Source organism: Idiomarina aquatica (assembly GCF_004362895.1).
Lineage (GTDB): Bacteria > Pseudomonadota > Gammaproteobacteria > Enterobacterales > Alteromonadaceae > Idiomarina.
Genome location: NZ_SNXI01000012.1, coordinates 20,778 through 44,314 on the forward strand (window position 1 = coordinate 20,778; position 23,537 = coordinate 44,314).

Annotated in this window: 21 protein-coding genes and 4 tRNA genes; 12 read left to right on the forward strand and 13 right to left on the reverse strand. The window is 49.6% G+C overall.

Annotated features, from left to right (window positions below; all coding sequences use genetic code 11):
- Positions 1-10 precede the first annotated feature (10 nt).
- The 5 genes from can to DEU29_RS09265 all read left to right on the forward strand — a co-directional run bounded on the left by can (position 11) and on the right by DEU29_RS09265 (position 1,195).
- Positions 11-664 (forward strand): carbonate dehydratase, encoded by a 654-nt coding sequence (can, locus tag DEU29_RS09245; protein ID WP_133540079.1) that lies wholly within the window; start codon positions 11-13, stop codon positions 662-664.
- A gap of 137 nt (positions 665-801) precedes the next feature.
- Positions 802-877: transfer RNA gene (locus DEU29_RS09250), tRNA-Ala, on the forward strand.
- Positions 878-908: 31 nt separating this feature from the next.
- A tRNA-Glu gene (locus DEU29_RS09255) sits at positions 909-984 on the forward strand.
- Between the two features lie 31 nt (positions 985-1,015).
- Positions 1,016-1,091 (forward strand) — tRNA-Glu (locus tag DEU29_RS09260).
- A gap of 28 nt (positions 1,092-1,119) precedes the next feature.
- Positions 1,120-1,195: transfer RNA gene (locus DEU29_RS09265), tRNA-Glu, on the forward strand.
- Positions 1,196-1,778: 583 nt separating this feature from the next.
- On the opposite strand, the gene DEU29_RS09270 is transcribed toward DEU29_RS09265, so the two are convergent.
- Positions 1,779-2,393, reverse strand: a complete 615-nt coding sequence (locus DEU29_RS09270) for an arylesterase (protein ID WP_243734539.1) — start codon at positions 2,391-2,393, stop codon at positions 1,779-1,781.
- An 18-nt stretch (positions 2,394-2,411) separates the two neighbouring features.
- Here DEU29_RS09270 and DEU29_RS09275 point away from each other — a divergent pair, with 18 nt between their 5' ends.
- From DEU29_RS09275 to DEU29_RS09285, 3 genes are read left to right on the forward strand one after another with little or no spacing between them, the layout of a single operon-like run.
- On the forward strand, positions 2,412-3,092 hold the full coding sequence (locus DEU29_RS09275) for an ABC transporter ATP-binding protein (protein ID WP_133540081.1): 681 nt from the start codon (positions 2,412-2,414) through the stop codon (positions 3,090-3,092).
- The gene (locus DEU29_RS09280) at positions 3,082-5,589 is read left to right on the forward strand and encodes an ABC transporter permease (protein ID WP_133540082.1); all 2,508 of its coding nucleotides are present in this window, start codon (positions 3,082-3,084) and stop codon (positions 5,587-5,589) included. The genes DEU29_RS09275 and DEU29_RS09280 overlap by 11 nt, the downstream gene beginning before the upstream one ends.
- A gap of 47 nt (positions 5,590-5,636) precedes the next feature.
- Positions 5,637-6,524, forward strand: coding sequence for a TIGR01777 family oxidoreductase (locus tag DEU29_RS09285; protein WP_133540083.1), 888 nt, complete (start codon positions 5,637-5,639; stop codon positions 6,522-6,524).
- A 5-nt stretch (positions 6,525-6,529) separates the two neighbouring features.
- Here DEU29_RS09285 and DEU29_RS09290 read toward each other — a convergent pair whose 3' ends face one another.
- The 4 genes from DEU29_RS09290 to DEU29_RS09305 all read right to left on the reverse strand — a co-directional run bounded on the left by DEU29_RS09290 (position 6,530) and on the right by DEU29_RS09305 (position 9,835).
- Positions 6,530-7,672 (reverse strand): DSD1 family PLP-dependent enzyme, encoded by a 1,143-nt coding sequence (locus tag DEU29_RS09290; protein WP_133540084.1) that lies wholly within the window; start codon positions 7,670-7,672, stop codon positions 6,530-6,532.
- A gap of 10 nt (positions 7,673-7,682) precedes the next feature.
- Positions 7,683-8,648, reverse strand: a complete 966-nt coding sequence (locus DEU29_RS09295) for a threo-3-hydroxy-L-aspartate ammonia-lyase (RefSeq protein ID WP_133540085.1) — start codon at positions 8,646-8,648, stop codon at positions 7,683-7,685.
- A gap of 59 nt (positions 8,649-8,707) precedes the next feature.
- Positions 8,708-8,941 carry a hypothetical protein gene (locus DEU29_RS09300; protein WP_133540086.1) on the reverse strand — a complete coding sequence of 78 codons (234 nt, stop codon included), beginning with the start codon at positions 8,939-8,941 and terminating at the stop codon, positions 8,708-8,710.
- A 273-nt stretch (positions 8,942-9,214) separates the two neighbouring features.
- Positions 9,215-9,835 (reverse strand): thiol:disulfide interchange protein DsbA/DsbL, encoded by a 621-nt coding sequence (locus DEU29_RS09305; protein WP_133540087.1) that lies wholly within the window; start codon positions 9,833-9,835, stop codon positions 9,215-9,217.
- Positions 9,836-9,989: 154 nt separating this feature from the next.
- Here DEU29_RS09305 and DEU29_RS09310 point away from each other — a divergent pair, with 154 nt between their 5' ends.
- The 3 genes from DEU29_RS09310 to DEU29_RS09320 all read left to right on the forward strand — a co-directional run bounded on the left by DEU29_RS09310 (position 9,990) and on the right by DEU29_RS09320 (position 12,685).
- Complete coding sequence (locus DEU29_RS09310) at positions 9,990-10,466, forward strand: hypothetical protein (RefSeq protein ID WP_133540088.1); 477 nt, start codon at positions 9,990-9,992, stop codon at positions 10,464-10,466.
- Between the two features lie 230 nt (positions 10,467-10,696).
- On the forward strand, positions 10,697-12,043 hold the full coding sequence (locus tag DEU29_RS09315) for a diguanylate cyclase domain-containing protein (protein WP_133540089.1): 1,347 nt from the start codon (positions 10,697-10,699) through the stop codon (positions 12,041-12,043).
- Positions 12,044-12,052: 9 nt separating this feature from the next.
- Positions 12,053-12,685 (forward strand): class I SAM-dependent methyltransferase, encoded by a 633-nt coding sequence (locus tag DEU29_RS09320; RefSeq protein ID WP_133540090.1) that lies wholly within the window; start codon positions 12,053-12,055, stop codon positions 12,683-12,685.
- On the opposite strand, the gene DEU29_RS09325 is transcribed toward DEU29_RS09320, so the two are convergent.
- From DEU29_RS09325 to DEU29_RS09340, 4 genes are all read right to left on the reverse strand, one after another.
- Positions 12,671-13,525 (reverse strand): patatin-like phospholipase family protein, encoded by an 855-nt coding sequence (locus DEU29_RS09325; RefSeq protein ID WP_133540091.1) that lies wholly within the window; start codon positions 13,523-13,525, stop codon positions 12,671-12,673. The two genes, DEU29_RS09320 and DEU29_RS09325, sit on opposite strands and share 15 nt — an antisense overlap.
- 10 nt (positions 13,526-13,535) lie before the next feature.
- Positions 13,536-14,387, reverse strand: coding sequence for a universal stress protein (locus DEU29_RS09330; RefSeq protein ID WP_133540092.1), 852 nt, complete (start codon positions 14,385-14,387; stop codon positions 13,536-13,538).
- Positions 14,388-14,411: 24 nt separating this feature from the next.
- Positions 14,412-15,902 (reverse strand): SulP family inorganic anion transporter, encoded by a 1,491-nt coding sequence (locus tag DEU29_RS09335; RefSeq protein WP_133540093.1) that lies wholly within the window; start codon positions 15,900-15,902, stop codon positions 14,412-14,414.
- A gap of 288 nt (positions 15,903-16,190) precedes the next feature.
- Positions 16,191-17,759: a methyl-accepting chemotaxis protein gene (locus DEU29_RS09340; protein WP_133540094.1), complete on the reverse strand. Its 1,569-nt coding sequence runs from the start codon at positions 17,757-17,759 to the stop codon at positions 16,191-16,193.
- A gap of 313 nt (positions 17,760-18,072) precedes the next feature.
- Between DEU29_RS09340 and katG the strand changes: the two genes are divergently transcribed.
- A complete protein-coding gene (gene katG, locus DEU29_RS09345) occupies positions 18,073-20,337 on the forward strand; it encodes a catalase/peroxidase HPI (RefSeq protein WP_133540095.1) in 2,265 nt (754 codons plus the stop codon).
- Positions 20,338-20,512: 175 nt separating this feature from the next.
- On the opposite strand, the gene DEU29_RS09350 is transcribed toward katG, so the two are convergent.
- The 4 genes from DEU29_RS09350 to DEU29_RS09365 are packed head-to-tail and all read right to left on the reverse strand — an operon-like array spanning position 20,513 to position 23,529.
- Positions 20,513-21,781, reverse strand: coding sequence for an MgtC/SapB family protein (locus DEU29_RS09350; RefSeq protein ID WP_133540096.1), 1,269 nt, complete (start codon positions 21,779-21,781; stop codon positions 20,513-20,515).
- Positions 21,782-21,824: 43 nt separating this feature from the next.
- Positions 21,825-22,673: an alpha/beta hydrolase family protein gene (locus DEU29_RS09355; protein ID WP_133540097.1), complete on the reverse strand. Its 849-nt coding sequence runs from the start codon at positions 22,671-22,673 to the stop codon at positions 21,825-21,827.
- Between the two features lie 8 nt (positions 22,674-22,681).
- Positions 22,682-22,984 (reverse strand): YciI family protein, encoded by a 303-nt coding sequence (locus tag DEU29_RS09360; protein WP_133540123.1) that lies wholly within the window; start codon positions 22,982-22,984, stop codon positions 22,682-22,684.
- Positions 22,984-23,529, reverse strand: a complete 546-nt coding sequence (locus tag DEU29_RS09365) for an inner membrane-spanning protein YciB (RefSeq protein ID WP_133540098.1) — start codon at positions 23,527-23,529, stop codon at positions 22,984-22,986. The genes DEU29_RS09360 and DEU29_RS09365 overlap by 1 nt, the downstream gene beginning before the upstream one ends.
- Positions 23,530-23,537: the final 8 nt, after the last annotated feature.

Here is a 23,537-nt window from a genome sequence, read left to right on the forward strand (position 1 = left end):
CCGAGGTCTTATGCCAACAATTAAACATTTGATCGACAATAACCGGGAATGGGCGCGCCAGCAAACTGAGCGCGACCCGGAGTTTTTTCATCGGTTGGTGGGTCAACAGTCGCCGGAATATTTATGGATTGGTTGTTCTGACAGCCGCGTGCCGGCAAATCAGATTGTCGGGATGGACCCCGGTGAATTGTTTGTACACCGTAATGTCGCAAACCAGGTTATTCAAACTGACTTTAATTGTTTATCGGTTATCCAATACGCCATTGAAGCACTAAAGGTTAAACACGTACTGGTGGTCGGGCATTATGGTTGCGGAGGTGTAAAAGCAGCGGTTGAATCGCAGCCCCACGGTTTGGTCGACCATTGGTTGTATCCAATCCGTGACGTTTACCGTGAACACGCGACAGAGCTGGAGCAGCTCGACGAGCCTACACGTATCGACCGCTTGTGCGAATTAAATGTTATCGAGCAGGTCAAAAATCTGGCAAAGACTAATGTGGTCCAGGAAGCCTGGGACCGCGGCGAAGAGTTGCATATTCATGGTTGGGTCTATCGGCTGGACAATGGTCTGGTTAACGATATGAACGTGTCGGTTTCCAGCCGGGAAGGACTGGAGCAGGTCTATCATGTGTATCACCAGAATCTGCCGAAACGCGCCCGCTGAGTCAGTTGAACGTTAATTGTGCAGATTGCGATAAAATTCACCAAACGGATGAAATTTTTCAAAAAACAGTTGACACATTAACGCTGCTCGCAATAGAATGCGCCCCGCTGTCAGGGCAGTTTTACTGCTTCGGTAGAGGGGCTATAGCTCAGCTGGGAGAGCGCTTGCATGGCATGCAAGAGGTCAGCGGTTCGATCCCGCTTAGCTCCACCAAAACGTCCAACAGCAATTGTGAATGAACTGCGTCCCCTTCGTCTAGAGGCCTAGGACACCGCCCTTTCACGGCGGTAACAGGGGTTCGAATCCCCTAGGGGACGCCACTTCAATCACAGCGATGCAACACGATATTGCGTCCCCTTCGTCTAGAGGCCTAGGACACTGCCCTTTCACGGCAGTAACAGGGGTTCGAATCCCCTAGGGGACGCCAAATCGTAACGCATCAAACCACAGTCCGGGTCCCCTTCGTCTAGAGGCCTAGGACACCGCCCTTTCACGGCGGTAACAGGGGTTCGAATCCCCTAGGGGACGCCATACTGCACAAACCGCCACCAAGGCGGTTTTTTTGTACCCAAAATCCGTAGCTCGCGCCTTTGGCGCGAGGGTGGGGATAGCTTAACCAACAAGACGGTATAGCTGCACTTTGGAACGGACGAGCTTTATCAGGCTTTACGTCCTCGTTTTCAAAGGGACGCTGCAAGTACATCCCTGTACGCTTGTTTCCGGCCATCCATGGCCTCCAACACCCTTTGAAAACGAGGACGCAAATCCTGACGCTCGCCCATCCCAAAGGGCCGCTATTCTGTGTCTTGTTGGTTAAGCTACCCCAAAAAGTTATCGTATTACGGATTTGTGGTAGCGGATTAAATGGCGTTATTAACAGAAATAGCAAAGCAATGGGATGGTTAATTGCGTGGTAGGTACCGAGGGGCTGTAGCCAGAAATGTTGGAGGCCATGGATGGCCGGAAACAAGCCACACGGACGTGCTTGGAGCGGTTTCTGGCTACAGCCCCTCGGTTGCCTGCCAAAAGCAATTAGCCATTCCATTGCTTTCTCTGAGTTTGCAACACAACGTCATTTAATTCACTGCCACCCCCCTCGCGCCGGAGGCGCGAGCTACTGTGCGCGTTGCAGTAGGTCGACTAGGTGCGGTTCGAGGAAGTCGGCGATTTTGGGTTGTGCTTCGGCGGTGGGGTGGATGCCGTCATTCTGCACGTAGTCTGTGCTTTCTTCGATTAGGGGTTCCATGAAAAACGGGATCAGTGGAACGTTCTTCTGTTCAGCGACTTCTTTATACAGGCTGGTGAACTGTTCGGCAAAACGTTGGCCATAGTTGGGTGGTACCATGACTTGGCTTAATGCCACTTTAACGCCCTCAGCCTGGGCTTTATCGATCATTTGTTCCAAATTGCTGCGTACTGTGCTGAGGTTAAAACCGCGCAGGCCGTCGTTGCCGCCGAGTTCAATGAATAATGCATCAGGGTTATGGCGTTCGAGAACGCCTTCGAGGCGACGCAAACCGCCGGTGGTGGTTTCACCGCTGATACTGGCGTTGATAATGGCATATTGCGGGTGCGTTTGCTGCCAGCGGCGGTCGAGTTCGGCTACCCAGGTTTGTTGGCTGGACAGGCCGTAGCCGGCACTTAAGCTATCGCCTAAAACAACAAGTGAAACATTTGCTGAAACCGTACGTATAGACAGTAACAGAACGACTACAAGACTTAATTTCAAAAGGAAGTTTTTCATCATATGCTCATTCAAGCCCAACAACTGGAAAAAATCGTCGAGACCTCAGAAGGTCCATTGCAAATTCTGCAACCTATTAACGTAGCAATCAATGCGGGTGAGACCGTCGCCATCGTTGGCGCGTCAGGCTCGGGTAAATCCACATTATTGTCGTTACTTGCCGGATTGGACCTTGCGACGTCTGGTGAAGTTCTTATAGATAACGAAAAACTTAGCGAATTGGATGAGGAGCAGCGGGCAAAAGTCCGTGCCGATAAGGTTGGCTTTATCTTTCAACAGTTTTTATTGGTACCCAGTTTAAGCGCCCTGGAGAACGTTATGTTGCCGGCGGAGCTTGCCGGACATAAAGGCGCCGAAAAGGAAGCGCGTGAACTACTAGCCAAAGTGGGTCTGGAAGATCGCTGGCATCACTATCCCAATCAATTATCCGGCGGTGAACAACAGCGTGTGGCGATTGCCCGTGCCTTTGTTGGCCAGCCAAAGATTTTATTTGCTGATGAACCGACCGGTAATCTGGACACCCATACCGGTGATAAGGTTGAGCAGTTGTTGTTTGACCTGAATAAGGACTACGGCACTACCTTGATCATGGTCACGCACGATAATCAGTTGGCAGAGAAGTGCCAGCGTGTGCTGCGGATGGAAGCTGGTGAGCTGGCGGAGGCAACGCGCGATGTGGCATAAAATTTCGTTTCGGTTATTAAAGCAGGAGCTGAAACGGGGTGAACTGACCATCATGGCGCTGGCCATCATCCTATCGGTAACAGCGGTTTTGTCATTGTCGTTATTCAGCGAACGTCTGCAGTCGGGATTGCTGGAACGCAGTAGTGAGTTCTTAGCGGCCGATCGGGTCTTGAGTTCACGTCGGGATATTAATCAGGACTGGCTTGAAGAGGCTCAGTCGCGCGATATAAAAACGGCCTGGCGGGTGGTTTTTAACTCCATGGCATTTGCTAACGATAAGTTGCAGTTAATTGACGTAAAAGCGGTATCCGATGGCTATCCGTTGCGCGGTGAATTGCGTATTGCTGATACGCCGTTTGTCGAAGGTGAGGTCGCCAAGGGGTTGCCTGCCGCAGGGGAGGCGTGGGTTGCATCTTCATTATTTCAGGCATTACAAATCGATTTGGGCGACTCGATTGAGGTCGGTAACAGTGCCTTTAAGGTGACTAAGGTTGTTACTTATGAGCCCGATGTCGGCTTTTCGGTGTTTACTGACAGCCCTAATGTCATTATTCCGTATTCTCAATTAGAGCAGACGGGGCTAATCCAGCCCGGCAGTCGTGTGCGCTACAACGTTCTCATGGCAGGCTCGCAAGATGCGCTGGCGGACTACGAGCAATGGTTACTGCCGCAGTTGAATGATGATACACACAGCTGGCGCAGTATCGAGGACGGTGATAGTCCGTTAGCGCGTTCGTTAAACCGTGCCGAGCGCTTTATGATGCTGGCCAGTCTGTTAGGTGTGGTGCTGGCTGCGACGGCTGTTGCGGTTGCTGCGCAGCGTTATTGTCAGCGTAACTACGACGTCGTGGCTATTTTCAAAACCTTAGGTGCGAGTCGCCAGCAGATCCGCCGTATTTTTATCCTGCACTTGTTGCTGTTAACGGCATTGAGCGTTGGTATCGGTATGATCCTGGGCTGGTTGATCCAGTCATTTGTAATCGACTGGGTAGCGCAACAACTGGATGCGGAGTTACCGGCGGCGACAGTTAAACCGTATTTACTGGCTGCGGCAACGGGGATTATTAGTGCGGTGATGTTCACTCTTTATCCATTGTTCCGTTTGGTTGCGATCCCGCCGCTGCGGGTACTCCACCGCCAGTTGGTAGGGGCGCAAGCAGTACGTTGGCTGCAATGGATATTAAGTGGCGGTACCATTTACGGCTTACTGGTGCTTTATTCTCAGCAATGGTGGCTATCGACGGCGTTGTTTGCCGGGGGCGCATTTGCGGCAGTGTTACTACTTGGTATCGGGCGCTTATTGATCAATGCCAGTCGCAAAGCGGGTATGCAGGCAGGTAGCGCCTGGCGTTTGGCAATGGCAGGATTACAACGCCGTGCAGCGGCCAATAGTGTGCAAATGTTGGCATTCTCCACTGCTATTATGTTGTTGCTATTGGTTATCGTACTACGCAACGATTTGCTTGCCGACTGGCAACGGCAGCTGCCGGACGATGCGCCGAATTATTTTGCGCTCAATATTGCGGAGGAAAAAGTGCCTGACTTACAGGCAATGTTTGAGCGCGAGAATATCGAAGCGACAGACCAGTACCCGATTGTGCCGGGGCGTGTAACCTATCACAACGGTGAACGTTTGTTAGCCGAAGTCACCAAAGAAGATCGTGATGACGAAGAGCGCGAAGAGGGGCGTGAAGGCTTCGGCCGTGAACTCTCGATGACCTGGCGCGATACCGTGCCACCAAACAATGAGATTGTTGAGGGCAGCTGGTGGGGTGATAACGCAGAACCGCAAGTATCTGTCGAGTTGAATGCGGCGGAGCGATTAGATATTCAGGTTGGCGATGAACTGACTTTTAATATCGGTGGTGAAGAGTTTACGGTGCCGGTCACCAGTTTGCGTGAGGCCGACTGGAGCACCTTGCAACCGAACTTTTATATGGTGTTTAACACCAATACATTGCAGGACTTTCCGGCAACATATATCACTAGCTTCCATCTGGACGAAGATCGCAAAGACGAACTTTATGAGCTTTTCCGGCCCTTCCCGGAGGCGTCTTTAATCGATCTCGATGCCATTATTGATCAAATTCGTGAGGTTATTTCTCAGGTCAGCCTGGCTATCCTATTTGTCCTGGTGTTAGTGATTGTCGCCGGTGCGCTGGTGTTAATTGCCCAAGTACAGGCCAGCATGGAAGAACGTCAGAAAGAGCTTGTGATTCTGCGTACACTCGGTGCACCGGGTAAGCTTTTAAGTCGCAGTATTACCTATGAGTTCCTGGTACTTGGGGGAATTAGCGGTTTGATTGCGACCATCGCAATGGATATTTCGTTGCTAATATTGCAGACCCAGGCTTTCAATATGGATGCCACCTGGCATTGGCGGTTATGGCTTGTCGGGCCGTTAACCGGCGCTATTGTCGTGGGTGTACTGGGTCGTCTGTCGTGCTCGCGGTTAATCCGTCGAAACACCGCACAATTAATTCGTAAACTGGCGTAGCTCGCGTATTTTGCGCGAGTCCGTTTGTCGTTAATGAGGAGGTCTCCATGAACATATTGTTAACCGGTGGAACTGGTTTAATCGGCTCGTATTTTATAAAAAAATACAGCAGCCAGCACACGTTCACGGTGACTTCGCGTGCACCGGACAAAGCGCGTCGTCAGTTAGGCGGCGCGGTTACTGTGGTCAAATCGGTGGATGAGATTAATAATATCAGCGCCTTTGACGCTGTGATTAATTTGCAGGGTGCGGGTATTGCCGATAAACGCTGGAGTGCCCAGCGAAAACAAAGGTTGCAGAACAGTCGTTGGCAGGTTACTGAGAAACTCGCAGAGATGATCACGGCCGCTGACAAAAAGCCGCTTTTTGTCAGTGGCTCTGCCATTGGTTATTACGGGCCGCGCGATGCCGAACCGGTAAACGAAGAGGGGACACCTAAGCAGCGTGATTTTGCGGTTGAACTTTGCCAACAATGGGAGCAAAAAGCACTGGCGGCGAGCGAACAGACTCGAGTCGTGCTGTTGCGTACAGGCGTAGTTTTGTCAGCCGAAGGTGGTGCGTTGGCTAAAATGATATTGCCCTACAAAATGGGCTTAGGCGGGCCGTTGGGTAACGGCACACAAATGATGTCGTGGATTCATATCGACGATATGGTTCGTGCCATAGAGTACATCCTGCAGCACGATACCATTCAGGGACCGGTTAATATGACGGCACCCGGGCCGGTGACGAATAAAGCATTTAGTCGCACATTAACGTCGGTGCTTAAGCGGCCGCATATTTTTAAGGTACCAGCAGTGGTATTGAAAACGGCGATGGGGGAAATGTCGTCTATGTTACTGGAGGGCCAGGCTGTGGTGCCGGATAAACTCCGCGACCACGGATTTGAATTTAACTACCCGACTATCAGAGCTGCGTTAAAAGACGTTACCTAGTCCGCTTACCAGCCAATTATACGTTGCCATTGCTCATGGCTGTTGTCGCTTTTAAGTATGTGGTAAACGGGGTGCATGGCGGCCGTGGCACAGGCATGGTTAGGCAAAATGCGTAGCTGTGTACCTATGGCAAAATCATCGACGGCAAAGTCACCGGCGGCATAGTCTTGTGGCAGTTCAATAACGCCGTGTTCCTGTGAAGTACCGGTCAGCGTTAAACCGTTAATAACAGTCCCGTCCAGCCGACAGACTTGTCCGTAGTTGTAGTCGACAGCTTGATTTGCTGTGCCGCGGTCACGGGACACAGCCATCCAGCCGCTGTCGGTAAGCAACCAGTGTTTTTCTTTATTGTACCCAATAACGGTGGTCACCACCGACATCGCAATATCATCCATTGTGCATACGCCGATATTTTTCATCACCAGGTCGAAGGTGGTGAAAACACCTGCCCGCACTTCACTGATGTCATTAAAGTCGGTACCGAAATGCGCAGTAGGTGTGGAGCCGACACTGGTGATAGGGCAATCTATGCCGGCTTCTGCCAAACGCTGTCTGGCTTGTCGGATGGCGTCGCACTCTTGTTGTGCAAACGTCTGCAAAGCAGCAGGCGTGCTACAACCATAAGACCCGCCTGCATGGGTCATTAAACCGCTAAAATGGCTGCCTAGTTGTGCAGCAATAGTTACAAGCTGTGATGCATCAGGCTTTATGCCGCCACGATGATCGTCGCTGTCGATTTCGATTAGCACAGAAAAGTCCTGCTGATGTAGCTCGGCGAAATTCACCACTGCGGTAGCCTGTTCGGGGGTATCTAACAGAATATGTAAACTGATGCCCTGCTGGCGTAATTGAGCTACCCGGGCAAGCTTTGCAGGAGCGATACCCACGGCGTAAAGTAAGTCGGTATAACCGGCGTTAGCATAGGCTTCTGCCTCGGCTAATGTGGAAACGGTTGCCGGCGCATTTTTTCCGGGCAACAGGTAATCCGCTGCTTCGAGCGTACGCAAAGTTTTTAAATGCGGCCGCAACTGACTTCCTTGTGCTTTTATGTGAGATTGTAGCCGGTCGATATTGCGTTTTAGTTTTGCCTCGTCAATTAACAAATAGGGGGTATCGAGTTGGGCCGGCCAGGCGGGTATCTGCGTCATTGAGGTTCCTTCAGGATTGGAGTAGTTCTGCGTAGCGCGTTAGATCGACATTACCACCACTGATAATGATGCCGACGCGCTTGCCCGCCAATTCAGGTTTTATTTTTTCGGCAGCAGCCAGGCTTAAACAGCCGGTTGGTTCAACCACCAGTTTCATCCGTTCGGCATAAAAGCGCATCGCGTCAACCAACTCGTTATCCGTTGCCGTTAAAATATCGTCGACATTGTCACGGATAATGGGGAAGGTATATTGCCCTAAATATTGAGTCTGAGCGCCATCAGCGATAGTTTTTGGCGTATCGATACGAACAATTTCGCCGCGTCGGAACGATTGTTGTCCGTCATTACCGGCTTCGGGTTCGACGCCGTATACCTTGCAAGCCGCGTTATGGTGGCGAGCGGCCAGCGCACAGCCTGACAGCAAACCGCCACCGCCGAGACAAACAAACAAGGCATCAAGTTGACCTGCCTGCTCAAATAACTCATCGGCCGCGGTGCCCTGACCGGCTAACACATGGGGGTGGTCGTATGGCGGAATGAGTGTATAACCTTCCTTTTCCGCCAATTGGCGACCAATTTGTTCACGGTCCTCGGTATAGCGATCATAACGGATAACATCCGCGCCATAGCCTTGTGTGGCCTCTACTTTGGCCTGAGGAGCGTCTTCCGGCATGATGATGGTAGCTTTAATACCTAACTGCTTTGCTGCCAGAGCAATGGCCTGGGCATGGTTACCCGACGAGAAAGCCAGTACCCCTGCTGCTTTTTGCGCGTCAGAAAATTGCAACAGCGCGTTCATGGCACCGCGAAATTTAAATGCTCCCATGCGCTGGAAGTTTTCGCACTTAAAAAATAGTTCAGCACCTAAGCTCTCATTGGCGGTTCGCGAGGTCATTACGGGCGTGCGTCGAATATAAGGTTCGATACGCGCTGCAGCAGCTTGAACGTCCTTATAGGTGGGTAAAGTCAGGCTCATTGAAATCTCTGATAAGGTTTTACTAACAATGTGCCCATACTAACAGCTGAACCTTGGTTTTAGCCACAATCAGCAAGGCCAAACCAACACCAGAGGAAAGCAATGCCGCCATTGCGGGCTGCTTCCTTGTCGATGTCAGAGCTCCGCTGATGATCTCTCTGATCATTCTGCTGCTGATTCTCAAGCGTTCGTTTGCCAGCTGTGGTGGCACTGTCACCAAAGGAGTTAGACGAGCAGGCGGTTAAGGTTATGGCGAAAAATACAGCGCTGGTTAATTTAATACAGTTGCGCATACAAAGACTTCCTTGTTGTTAAGTTATTGCAGAGTAATAAACTGTAGAGAGACATAAAAGATAAAGGTTCAATTCATCACATGAATAATTGGTTATTGCCTATTATCGGACCACTGCTGTTATATCAGGGGCGCCGCGTGCGCAGCCAAACGCTGCGGCTACCTGCACCTTTGGGCGCGCGTAGCAGGGATAGGTGAAATAGTGCTAATCCGGCGCACCGTAGCGTTTATTTTGTAGAAAAAATAGCAGTGAACAAGCGCTAAAACCGCGGTTTTATTTTTTGAGTAGCATGTTGATCGCCGCAACGAGATCGTCGGATAGATTATTACTGTTTCTGAATCCATTAATATTGATTTTGTATTTGCCGTTGACGATCAATGTGGGAGTACCACGCACGTTGCGGTCGCGCGCTTCTTTATCCATTTGACGTGCGCGAGCTTTAATACTGAAACTGTTCAAACCAGTTTCCGCATCTTCCGCGTTAATACCTGCTTTTTCCAGCGCAGTGATAAGATGCTCTGTTGTTTCAATCGTGTTGCGATCTGAAAAGTTGGTTTTGAAGACAATGTTATTGAATTGCTTAGCCAGGTTTTTAAAGCGCGCCAACGCGTAAGCTTGAGTCATTTTCTCGCCCATGTTGGCTTGTGGACTCAACCCCGACATATGTGATTTACGGAAACTTTTTGGGAACGCTGATTTTAAATCGTTAGCGATGGGCTCAAAACGAAAGCAGGCCATGCAATACAGAGAGAAGTACTCGACGATTTCGGGTTGTGTCGTTTTGGGGGTATCGAGTACCTCATAATGTGTCCCTTCGACAAATTCTTGTGGATTGGCAAATGCGTTGATACTTACTAAACACAGCAACGAAACAAACAAGGTTAAAGCTCTCATAAAAATCCTTTTCGAGAAATTGTTGGTGTTTCATATCATGCCTGTTGGCGCACTATTGTCTAGTCAAAGTCACAAATGTTTACAATTGTCGGCAGTAATTTTTTTGCAGTTGTACTAGCCTGAAAGATGGATTTTACTGACAGGGAAAATCAGTATGTATGTTTTCAACATCGACGCGCTAAAACAGCAATTGCGCGAACAGCAGTTTAATCAGGCCCATGCGCTCTTTTATTTATTGGGTTTGACGCTATTGTGGTACTTACCCATCGGTTGGATCGGCAATGGCGATAACGGTTGGGATTACGCTTCGTTTTGGGCGTCGTTGGCCATTATTATTGGCGGTACCGTTATAGCGTATCGGGCTAACGGCGGGGCGCAGGGCACGCAGTTTCTGGAACGTTTTTTAGCACTGTCGTGGGTCGTTTTTTGGCGGGTGATACCGGTGTTTTTTATCCTGGGGTTGGTCGTTGTTATTTTGCGAACCATTGCTTACGGTGAGGGTCATTACCAGTTAACCGTATTTGGTTTTGTATTCTCAGTGGTTGCTGAAGTGTTTTATTACCAGCGAATTTATTCACATATGAAGCACCTTAATTCGCAACAATCGCACGGGTATTACGCTCATGCTTAAACGTTGGCTGCCCCTGGCATTGTGTCTACTCGCTGCTGGCGGTTTTTATTTTGCAGGCATGGCGAGTGGCGCGCTCGGGTTTGTAATTACCGGGGCTGTGTTTGAACTCGCTTTCTGGTTTGGTTTGTTCAAAAAATCTCGGCAAACCTAAAGCGTCGACGCCTCGTTTGTTGCTTAAATGTTGATTTTGCCTTAACATTCATTCAAGCGACAATGAGGTGACTGACGCCATGACTAAACGCACGAAATTACTGATTATCATAGCATCGTGCGCTTATGCTATTGCCTGGTATCTGGTCACGCAATACGCTGCCCAGGCATATGTTAATTCGCGTTTTGATGCCCAAAAGGAACAAGCCCGCCAACAGGTGTCACTGGCCAAATCAACTTTCGAAGCGATCATATTTAAAGATATTTATCTGGCTGACAGTCTCGCTACCGTGGTTAATATCGAACCACAGTTCGCCATTGATAACTGGGAGTCGAGCTCGGCTAAACTCATGGCGCAGTCTACACACGTTCGCAATGTAGCCATGGCGCCTGACGATACGATTCAATTTATCTACCCGTTAGCGGGTAATGAGAGGGCCATGGGCTTCGAGTATCAAAGTCGGCCGGAACAATTTGCCTCGGTAATGACCGCTAAACGTACCGGTAATCTGGTGATTGACGGGCCACGCCAACTCGTTCAGGGTGGCGTCGGTCTTATCGCACGTTTCCCTATATTTAGTGATTATCCGATATCCATGGATTACTGGGGCATCGTAAGTGTGGTCATCGATTACGATAAAGTCATGGCGGAGGCGGGGTTTAATTCGCTACAGCGAGTTGATGTGGCGATTCAGAACGACAATGCCACCGATAATACCCAGGGCGTATTTTTTGGCAGTGCGGCTATTTTTGAACAGCCTGACTTTAGCTTACCCATTACCCTGCCTACCGGACACTGGCAACTAGCAGCCCAGTATCGAATATCACTGGACGCTGCAGAACAGCAAGTGCTTGCGGTGCTATGGTTAGCCAGTTTAATTGTGGCATCACTGGCGTACCTGGCGGTATTTATGCTGATTCGTTCTTTTCGTATTGCGCACCAAAATGCGTTACATGATGAATTGACGCACCTGCCTAACCGACGGTTTTTAATCAATTATATTGACGGCTTGCTCACTCGTTGGGGGCAACCACCACGTTTTGCCGTGGTTAACGTGGATTTAAACCGCTTTAAAAAAGTTAATGACGACTTAGGTCATGACGCCGGTGACGAACTGCTGAAACATATTGCCAACCATATGTTGTCGCGTGTTCGCGCAACTGATTTTGTAGCTCGCATTGGCGGTGATGAATTCATTATTGTGCTGGGTCGTGTTCGCGACGAAGCGGCAATTAAACGTTTTGTCGAAAAGCTCAAAATTGATATCGAACGGACACCCCTTGAATACCAGGGCGAGTTAATTTATCCGTCGTTGAGCATTGGCTACTCGATCGCCGATGGTGATAAGACGCGGGAGACGCTGCTATCCGAAGCAGACCGTGATATGTATGCAATGAAATTAGCGCAACGAACGGAATTATCATAGTATTGCGCCATGCAGTGTACCCTTTGTTCCGAGCATTCCGAGCTTTATTGCGCAGATCGCAAACGCAGCTATTATCGCTGTCTGACTTGCGATTTGGTGTTTGCTGATCCTGATTCGCTAATTGCCGAAGCGGACGAAAAAGCCATTTACGATTTTCACGAAAATGACCCGTATGATGAGCGTTATCGTCAATTTTTATCGCAACTTTCTGAACCCTTGTTAACAAAGCTTAAAAAAGGCATGCGCGGCTTAGACTTTGGCTGTGGTCCCGGGCCAACATTAAATCTGATGCTGGAGGAGCAGGGCATGCAGGTGGAGCTGTATGACTTGTATTATTATCCCGATAAGGCAAAACTACAGCAGCGTTACGACTTTGTTACCGCGAGCGAAGTCGTCGAGCACTTTGCTCACCCTGCGCGCAGTTGGCAACAGCTATTTAGCCTGATAAAGCCAGCGAGCTGGTTAGCTGTAATGACATCCCTTAACGAGCTTAAAACGACGGCCTCGTTTAAAAACTGGAATTATAAAAACGATCCAACTCATGTCAGTTTTTATTCCCGGCAAACAATAAATTGGCTGGCGGAACGCTATCAAGCCGATTACGAAATCGTTAATGGAAGAGTGATACTATTTCGTTGTTAGGGTTTGAGCTCCTGCATCGGCAGCAGTGCGGCGTCCGATAGTTAAACCCTGCTGATAGCCTGCCTCTAGCCGTTCCAGATCACGAGTAAAACGACCCACGTTAAAATCTTCAGGAGGTGCGATGACACGCAACTGACAGTCCTCGGGCGGGTTGCGAATAAACTCAAGGGCATCGTTATAGGCCTGATTGCGTTTAATAATCGCTTCTTGTAACTGTGGATAGTCTTTAAATAATGTGCGCACAAGAACGCTATTGTTGCTTACCTTTTTCTTGTATCCCAACGGGCGCGATAACACCACAGTAATATGTCGCGCACCCATTTGGTAGGCCTTAATAACCGGAATGGAATCACCAATGCCGCCATCCGCCATCGGTTCGTCGCCAACCAGCGGAAAGTCCCGGTACGCCAGCGGAATGGCACAAGATGCCGGAAACACTTCATGCATGTTATCGCGGGTCATGCGGATGTAGTGAGGCTTACCGGTTAAAATACTGGTGGTGACAACGTAAAAAGGCACCTGATGGTGTTCGTAGTAATCGAGATCCAGCCAGACGTCATCAAACGATTGCCGCCATAACCAGTCTACGTCACAAAAATGGCCGCCCCGCAGCCAACGCACCATATCGATAAAACGATCGCTGGTGGCAAATTCAGTAATGATTTTATGGCTACGACCACTTTGCCCACACAGGTAGCCAATGCCATTGGTTGATCCCGCAGATACGCCAATGACGAAATCAAACGGGTTATAATGCTGCTCGATAAAGCCGTCGAGCACACCCGCGGTAAAAATACCGCGCATGGCGCCGCCTTCTAAAATCAGTGCTGTTTGCGCCATGCGTTACTCCTTACCGTAAGATGAGTAGCGGGGTTTTGCTTGCTTCGATCATAGCGGTTGTGGTGCTACCCACTAAAAACTGACGAATTTTTGAATGGCCGTAAGCACCCATCACCATCATGCCAATATCGTTGTTATCCTGATACTGATGCAAAGCCGGTTCGACGTCGCCTGCTACAATGGCGGTTTCAACTTGATGACCCCCTTGTTGTAGCGCATCGCGTGCCCACTCTAACGTCGCTTTATTGGTGTCCGACTCAGCTCCCACCATCACCACGTGTACCGGTAACCCGCTGAATAAAGGACTTTTTGCCAGCAGTTCGATGCCTTTTTTAGTGGACGCGCTGCCGTCATAGGCCAACATGACAGACTGGGGCTCAGCAAAAGTATCAGGTGTCAGCAGAATGGGTTTGTGCACACGGCGCAATACGGTTTCAAGCTGACTACCGATATGCGAACCATCGCCATGATCCTCACCGTGAGTGCCCATTACCAGTAAGCGTGTTTCGTGCTCTAACGCCAACAGCGACTCAACTAATTCGCCATGGCGCTGGCGCATCGCAACGTCAGTCACCTGGCTTTTTTCCAGTACTTGACGCTTGGCCTCGTCAAGTAACTGATGGCCGTGCTCTAACAATAGTTTGCCTTTTTTAGCATCCAGTTCTGCTAGCTCCTCCAGCAATTTTTCCCGGCTGCCAAGACCAATATTACCGGTCATGTCTTGCCGGGCACTGGCGTGCCCTTCTTCGATAACGTGTAATAACGTCAGCGGCGCGGTTAAGCGTGACGAAGCCCAGGCTGCCGACTCAACGACCGCTGCCATGGCACTCGAACCATCGATACATGCAATTACGTTACTCATAGTGTTCTCCTTGTTTCGAGTGCTTTAATGACCGCCGCCAAGAATATCTTCGGCGTTGGCTTTATTATGTACACCAAAGCGATCGACAATGGTGGCACTGGCTTCATTCAAACCAATAACTTCGACTTCTGCACCTTCGCGGCGGAATTTAACCACCACCCGATCCAGCGCATCAACGGCAGTAATATCCCAGAAGTGTGCATGGGTTAAATCAATCACTACGTTATCAACGGCTTCCTTTAAGTCAAATGAAGCGATGAATTTTTCTGAAGAGCTAAAGAACACTTGCCCGATAACGTCGTAACGGCGCGTGGTGCCATCGTTATCAATGGTTGAGCGGACGTGCATGTAATGACCGACTTTGTTGGCAAAAAACAGCGCAGCCAGCAATACTCCTACAGCAACGCCAATAGCCAGATTATGGGTGGCGACCACCACAACCACCGTGGTGACCATAACGATGTTGGTAGAGAGCGGATGCTTTTTCAGATCGCGAATCGATCCCCAGCTGAAGGTACCAATGGATACCATAATCATCACCGCAACCAGCGCCGCCATCGGAATGATCTTAAGCCATTGGTCCAGCACTAAAATCATAATGAGCAAGAACACGCCGGCGGTCAGCGTTGACAGGCGACCACGGCCACCGGATTTAACGTTAATAATGGATTGACCAATCATTGCACAACCGGCCATTCCGCCGAATAATCCTGCGCCAATGTTGGCAATTCCCTGACCACGACATTCTTTGTTGCGGTCACTGCTGGTATCAGTCAGGTCGTCAACGATGGTTGCGGTCATCATTGATTCAAGCAAACCAACTACGGTTAAACCAATTGAGTAGGGCAAAATAATCCACAGTGTTTCTAAGTTGAGCGGAACATCCGGCCACAAGAATACCGGTAATGTATCCGGCAATTGACCCATATCACCAACGGTGCGGATGTCCAGACCCAGTGCAACGGCAACAATGGTTAAGGTAACGATACACACCAGCGGTGAAGGTACGGCTTTGCCGATCACCGGTAGGTATGGGAAGCCATAAATAATGCCGAGCCCTGCCGCAGTCATGGCATACACATGCCAGGTTACGTTAGTCAGCTCGGGTAGCTGTGCCATAAAAATCAGAATCGCCAGCGCATTAACAAAGCCGGTAACAACCGAGCGCGAGACAAAACGCATGAGCTCACCCAGCTTAAGGTAGCCGGCGACGATTTGCAGCACACCGGTTAACAAGGTGGCCGCCAGCAGATACTCCAGCCCGTGTTCCCGGACCAGGGTAACCATTAACAACGCCATGGCGCCTGTTGCAGCGCTAATCATGCCCGGGCGACCACCCACAATAGCGATAATTACGGCAATACAAAACGAGGCATACAGACCAACTTTAGGGTCAACGCCGGCGATAATAGAAAACGCGATAGCTTCCGGGATCAGGGCCAGTGCAACCACAATCCCTGATAGGAGGTCATTTTTGGTGTTAAAGAACCAATGCTCTTTTAAATACTTAAACATAGATAGACGGATTCCAGCTCGATTAAAAATCAGAAAGTAAACTAGTCAGGTTTTTGCGCGTAGCATTGAGCCACGCAATCAAATGCATGAGACAATTTCGCGAGGCGAAAAGGAGAGGGCGCCTAGGGTGGCGTAATCAAATTGTTATTAGCAATTTGCTGGCTCATGATTGATGCGTCTTTAGTTGGTAAACCTTTGCTGGCTAAAAGAAAACAGAAAAGGTGTTAAAATCGAAATTCGCGCGGATAATACAGCGATACGGCTCAAAAGTAAAACTTTGGCTGTTTTTTAAGCGCTGCTAAAACGTTGAATGAGTTTATAGAGTTCATCCGTTGTTGACTGCAACCGTTCGCTGGAAATCGACGTTTCGTTAGCGTTCTCGCTTGCGGTGCGGGAGCTATCGGCAATATCAGTCACCTGCTGATTAATATGCTCAGCGACATTGCTTTGCTCCTCAACCGCCGATGACATTTGAATCGTCATGTCGTTGATAGAACCAACCGCCTGGCGAATTTCTTCCAACGCGCTCTCGGTTTTGCCAACCATTTGCACGCCTTGTTGCGCTGCTTGTTCGCCCTGTTGCGAAACTTGCACGGCATTTTGGGCTTTTTGCATCAAGTTTGCGATGATTTTATGAATACTATCTGTTGAGTCGCGAGTGCGCGTTGCCAGTGTCCGAACCTCGTCGGCAACCACGCTAAAGCCGCGGCCATGTTCGCCTGCACGGGCGGCCTCGATGGCAGCATTAAGGGCCAACAAATTCGTCTGTTCAGCAATTGCGGTAATCAGGTCAGCCGCCTTGCCAATCTCATCGGTCGACGCGGACAGTTCTTCGACCGTTTCGGCAATGGTAGCCACCGACTCGTTGAGTTGGTTGATGGCTTGTAAGGCTTGCGCAGCGACTTCCACGCCGGTGTCGACATTGCGCGCCGCAGTTTCCGATTTTTCGGCATTGTTTTCAACGCTATCGGCGACTTCCTGAATAGAAGTGGACATTTCGTTGATCGCAGAAGCCACGTCCTGTGTCTTGCTGTTCTGCTCTTCTATCAAGGCGTTACTGGAGTTTGCCTGCTCGCGCGTGGCTCGAACGATAGAGTCGAGGGTTGCGACGGAGTCTTCTACCCGGGTAATCGCGGTACGGGAACGGGCCGCTTCACTCAGAATCATCATTTCGAGCTGCGCCTTAGCACCGCCATCTTTGGAATAAGTGTAGGCAACAACTTTGTTCGTAAACGCATCAGGACGCAGTTCAATGAGTTCTTTAAACGATGCTTCATGATGCCAGCAGGCACTGACGCAAATAACCAAAGCGGTAATAAGTAGGGTTAACGCGGCCGGCCAGCCGGCGATAAAAAATGCCGCCAGCATGCCAAGCAGCGCAGGCAGCCAGACCGGCATTAGCTGTTTAGCGTAGTACTGTGCGAACTGCAGTGCAGAAAACGGCGCATGGCCGTTGCGCAAACGCTGATAGACGCGATCGGCGCGTTGCTTTTGAGCTTCGGTCGGCAACACACGAACAGACTCATAACCACAGATGGCATTGCCTTCAAAAATAGGCGTGACATAGGCACTGACCCAATAAAAATCACCATTTTTGCGACGATTTTTAACCAGCCCCATCCAGGGTTTGCCTTTACTAATGGTCTGCCACATATTTTCATAAACAGCGGGTGGCATGTCGGGGTGACGAACAATATTGTGTGGCTGGCCAATGAGTTCTTCGCGAGTAAAGCCACTGACTTTTGCAAAGGCCTCGTTAACGTACTGAATATGGCCGCGTTTATCGGTGGATGAAATAAGACGCTGATGATCGGGAAATCGATATTCGTTCTGTGTTACCGGTTGATTGTTGCGCACCTAACGGTTCCTTTAACGTTGATCTATATCATATAACTATAGTGGGGTAATCGGCAGTCGAACAGAATATTTTAGATTTATTTATACTATATTATCTTCTAACTTACTGTTTGGTTGGAAGTAATTGATACGGTGCAATCCAAAATGGTGACTAACCCTGCTAATACTTTGATTAACCTCACCAGAGCTTTCGATTAAGACAATCTGTTTTTCCAATGAATTCCAATGTCTCATATTTTTGTAGGTCGTCTATAGTATATCGGCTGCTGTAACGTTGTTGTAATCAACACAATTAACGAAAGGGTTTTTAACCATGATTAAAACAAAAATACCAATGCTGTCGGCGGTTGCGCTGGCGGTTTCTATGGCGATGACCTCAGGCGTGGCTAACGCGCAGGGTGAGCATGCGTACCACACACAGAAAAATATGAATGAAGCTAAGGAAAACAGCTTCTGGTGGCCCAATAAACTCAACCTGGAGCCACTGCGTCAGCACAGCCCGGAATCAAACCCGTTAGACGAAGACTTTGACTACGCCGAGGCCTTTAATCAGATCGATTTGCAACAGTTAAAAGCTGATATCGAAGAGCTGATGACCACTGAACAAGATTGGTGGCCGGCCGACTGGGGTCATTATGGACCGTTCTTTATTCGCATGGCGTGGCATGGCGTCGGTACTTATCGTGTGCAAGATGGTCGCGGCGGTGGTTCCGGCGGACAACAACGTTTTGAACCGTTAAACAGCTGGCCGGACAACGTTAGCCTGGACAAAGCTCGCCGTTTGTTATGGCCAATTAAGCAAAAGTACGGTCGTGCGATTTCCTGGGGTGACCTGATGACCCTAACCGGTAACGTTGCACTTGAAAGCATGGGCTTTAAAACTATTGGTTTCGCCGGAGGCCGGGTTGATGCCTGGGAACCGGATATTGTTTACTGGGGACCTGAGTCGGAATGGCTGGGTGACAAGCGTTACAAGGGCGACCGCAAATTAGAGAATCCACTTGCAGCAGTGCAAATGGGTCTAATTTATGTGAACCCTGAAGGACCTAACGGTAACCCGGATCCGTTGTTAGCGGCAGAAGATATCCGCGACACATTCGCCCGTATGGCGATGAATGACGAAGAAACGGTTGCGCTTATCGCCGGTGGCCATACCTTTGGTAAAGCACATGGCGCGCACAGCCCCGAAGAGTGTTTAGAAGCAGAACCTGCGGCTGCGCCGGTTGAACAACAAGGACTGGGCTGGAAAAATAACTGTGGTAAGGGTAATGCTGAAGATACCATCACCAGTGGTTTAGAAGGCGCCTGGTCTGCCGCACCAACCCAATGGACCATGCAGTACCTGAACAACCTGTTTAACTTTGAATGGGAGCAAACGCGCAGCCCGGCAGGTGCGATTCAGTGGATCCCGAAAGATGGTCAGGCTTCTGAGCTGGTGCCTGATGCGCACGTCGAAGGCAAACGTTCAGCGCCAATCATGTTCACTACCGACTTGTCGCTGAAGTTTGATCCTGAGTACCGCAAAATTGCAAAACGCTTCCAAGAAAACCCGGAAGAATTTGAACAAGCCTTTGCTCGTGCCTGGTTTAAACTGACCCACCGTGACTTAGGTCCGAAAGCGGTTTACCTGGGTGACGAAGCTCCGCAACAGGACTTTATGTGGCAGGATCCGATCCCTGAAATCGACTATACCCTGATTGACGACAATGACGTGGCTGAACTTAAAGAGCGTATCCTGGATTCTGGTTTAACAGTGCAAGAGTTGGTGCGTACGGCCTGGGCCGCAGCATCAAGCTTCCGTTCGACCGATTTACGTGGTGGCGCTAATGGCGCGCGTATTGCGTTAGAGCCACAAATTAACTGGGAAGCTAATAACCCGGACGAACTGAAGCGGGTATTGGCGGAACTAAAAGAAATCCGCACCGACTTTAACGACGATTTATCCGGAGACAAACAAGTCTCTCTGGCGGATACGATCGTGCTGGCAGGCGCAGCGGCAATCGAAAAAGCAGCTGCTGATGCAGGCCATGATGTTAGCGTTCCGTTTGTGGTCGGCCGTAACGATACTACACAAGACATGACAGACGTGCACTCGTTCTCGTTCCTGGAGCCAACGGCTGATGCTTTCCGTAACTATTACAGTGAAGAAAGTCGTCTGAACCCGGCGCAAATGATGGTTGATAAGGCGGATACGTTGGATCTGACTGTGCCGGAAATGACGGTGTTGGTTGGTGGGTTGCGTGCATTAGACGCAAACTACAAAGGTCATAAACACGGTGTATTTACTGACCAACCGGGCACGCTGACCAATGATTATTTCGTTAACTTGCTAAGCATGGATACCGAATGGTCTAAGTCAGAAGACGATGAGTCTATTTTCATTGGACGCGATCGTGATACCGGTGAGCAAAAGTACACGGCGACAACGGTCGATTTAATCTTTGGTTCAAACTCCGAACTGCGTGCAGTTGCTGAAATCTATGCACTGGATGACAGTAAAGAGAAGTTTGTCGAAGACTTTGTTCAGGCCTGGACTAAGGTCATGCAGTTAGACCGTTTTGACTTGAATAAGTCGTAACAGCTAACGACACCAGACCATTAAAAAAGCCCCTCACAAAAGGTGAGGGGCGAATAGGTCTAATCCAGGGAGTGGATTGCTTTGACGAGGTAAAGAGTACCTCAGCAATGTGACAAAATTACTACGCCACATGTAGTCAGAGAGAAAAACAATCCATTCACTTATTGATTACTTTTTAAACCGCTAATTGGATCAGTGCAGTTACAATCCCCGGCGATACGCCCAGCGCCATTAACACCGCAATACGGGCATTATTTTTAAAGCCTGCAATACTCGCAAATAACACTCCCTTTAGTACCGTGTTACTGGCACAGGCAAGCACGATAGCCAAGGCAGCGACGTTGTGCGATAAATCGGTTTGTGCGGACTTAGCTAACGACAGCGTTATGGCATCGACGTCCATCAAGCCGGATACTAGTGCCAAACTGTAAACCCCCGCATCACCAAACCAATCTTTCATGGCTTCAGCCAGCAGCAATATCAGTGCTAAAAACAGGCCGAATTTTAACGCCGTTGATAACTGTAGCGGGTTGTTAAGTTCTAGCTCTGGTGCGTCGTGATGGCCATTTTTTTGCTGTTCGCGCTTTAGCCATAGCAACACGAGCAATAGGCCGGTGAGCATAACTACCACCGGTAGCCAAACACTTGCCAGCAAAGCGCGATTGACTACAAACACTTCGATCAATACCCGCGGGAACATGATGGCAGAAGCCAACAGCATAGCGACGGCGTAGAGGGTATTGCCTTGTTGCTTTTGCGCAAAACGCGCCATGGTAACGGTTACCGCGGTCGATGACGCCAGGCCACCGGCAATGGCAGTGATGAGAGTGCCGCGGTTTTGCCCCAACAGCTGGGTAAACAAATAACCGACAAAGGATAGCCCCGAAATAAGAACCACCATCCACCATGTCCAGTGAGGGTTTAACGCCTGCCATGGGCCGTATCCCTGATTGGGTAGCAGCGGAAGTATAACGATGGATATTAATAGCAAGGTAATGCCGGAGTAAAAGGCCTGTGGTGAAATTTTGCGCAATAGCGCGTGTAAACGTTGTTTATGGCCGAGTAAAGCGACCACCACGGCGGCGACACTAAGCGCAGGTAATGGATTGTCAGAGGCTGCCCACACCGCCAGCGCAAAGGTTATCAGCATCGAAAACTCAGTGGTAATGCCGGAGTCATCTGACATTCGGGTGTGGCCCAGATAGGATGCCGCGATTAACAAGGTAGTGACGACAAAGCCGGTGATGATCAGTGCATTACCAAACTCTTGCCCCAACACCGCAAAGACGCCGCCAACCAGGCCTATAAGGCTAAAGGTGCGTACACCGGCAACGCGGTCACCGTCGTTACTATCGCGGCCGCTCCAGCCGCGCTCAATACCAATCATCAGGCCAATAGCCAAAGCAGCGAGCAACGATAATGCCAGCTCCAACTGATAGTGCATGGTTTGTCCTTAACCGCGGTTCGAGTCTATGTATTAGTCGACTTTAATCGAGGTGCAGTGCGGGAAGCAAATAGTTTTGCCAAAGACTGGATTGGAATTCACGCCGAAATGCATTGAAGTGGCCAATACCTTTTAACGGTGTCATTGACGGGGTGAGGTCAGTCAATGTCGAAGGGGCATTGGGGTAGTGAGCCAGCAGGTTTTCGATGTTTTCGCGCTTTAAAAGCTCGTCATCGCTTATGTGAAAAGCCTGAATAGGAGCGGTGAAGTTTCGGTAGCGCTTGGCTTGCTCCGTGGTGAGGTGGTCGAATAAATAATCTTTACTGCGACACCAGCGGCTCCATTGGCGCATCGCGTTAGCGGGCATGTCGCCAACCATTCTGAGTTTTTTACCCGGAAAGTAACCCGCAATAGGCGTTGAAATGGGGACGGCAAAGTACCACAGCAACCAGGACGTGCGGCGCACCTGTTTGCTGGCATTACGCCAATAGCCGGTGCCACTGGCTACCGTGACGACTTTGTCGATGTGTGCTGCGTTGTCTGCCAGTGCCAGCAGTTGCCCACCTAAACTGTGTGCCAGATAAAACAAGGGTTGTTCACCCTTGCACTCGGCAGCATAGGCTAACACCGCATCAATATCCTGTTCTGCCCAGGCAAAGATATCGGTATCAATTTGCTGTATCGGTTTATCCAGTGACTGGCCAATGCCGTAATAATCAAAGGTAATAACGCGATAGCCCTGTTCGCTCAGCCACTTGGCTAATGGCTGATAAAACCGTTGCTTAACACCCAATGCCGCGGCAATAACCACGGTTGCTATGGGGGTTGACTGGGGCTCAAAGCGAACACAATGCACATAACGGTCGTTGGCCGTCAATTCAATACTTTGCATGGAAGGTGTTAGTTCGGTAGAACAGCATTAAATGGCTTAACGGTGGCTTTTTTATAAACTCCGGCTGCCCAGTAAGGATCCTCGTCAGCCCATTGCTGCGCCTGTTGCAACGATTCAAATTCAGCAATCACGACTGAGCCGGTAAAACCCAGTAAGCCGGGATCTTTCTCGGCAATGGCAGGGCAGGGGCCGGCCACTAACAAGCGCCCGTCCTGCTGCAACGCATTAAGCCGGGCCAGGTGATCAGGTCGCGCTTGTTTACGGGCGTCCAGTGAGTTTTCATGATCTTCGGCAAAAATAACGAACCACATCATGATTGGTCATCCTGCTCTGCATTAATAAACCTGTGCAAATAAAGCTCGGTACACAAAATAAATAAGAAAGTTGCTATTAAAATACCAAAAACTTTGAAATTAACCCAGGCTTCTTGGCTCCAATAATGAGCGATATATAGGTTTATACAAGCAAGAGTTACACAATATGCAATCCAAGCTAGAGTCAATCGCGCCCAAACAAAGTCCGGTAAGTTCAAGTCTTTGCCGCGAAGCGAACGAATTGGGTTGTTCCTTTTAAATAGGAGGCTTCCGAGTAAAAATAGTGCAATAGCACCATAAATAACCGAGACCTTTAATTTAATAAACCAGTCATCGTGCAAAACAAGCGTTAGGGTACCAAAACCAAGGACGACTAACGGAGCTACCCAATGTCGTGTAGTCATCGGGTGTTTCAGTAGTTTCAGCCCCAGTATTTGTAGCACCGTACCGGCCATCAAAACGCCGGTGGCGACATAAATATCCGCCAATTTATAGAACACAAAAAATGCAATGATTGGCAAATACTCTAATACCAGGGCCATCTAATTCT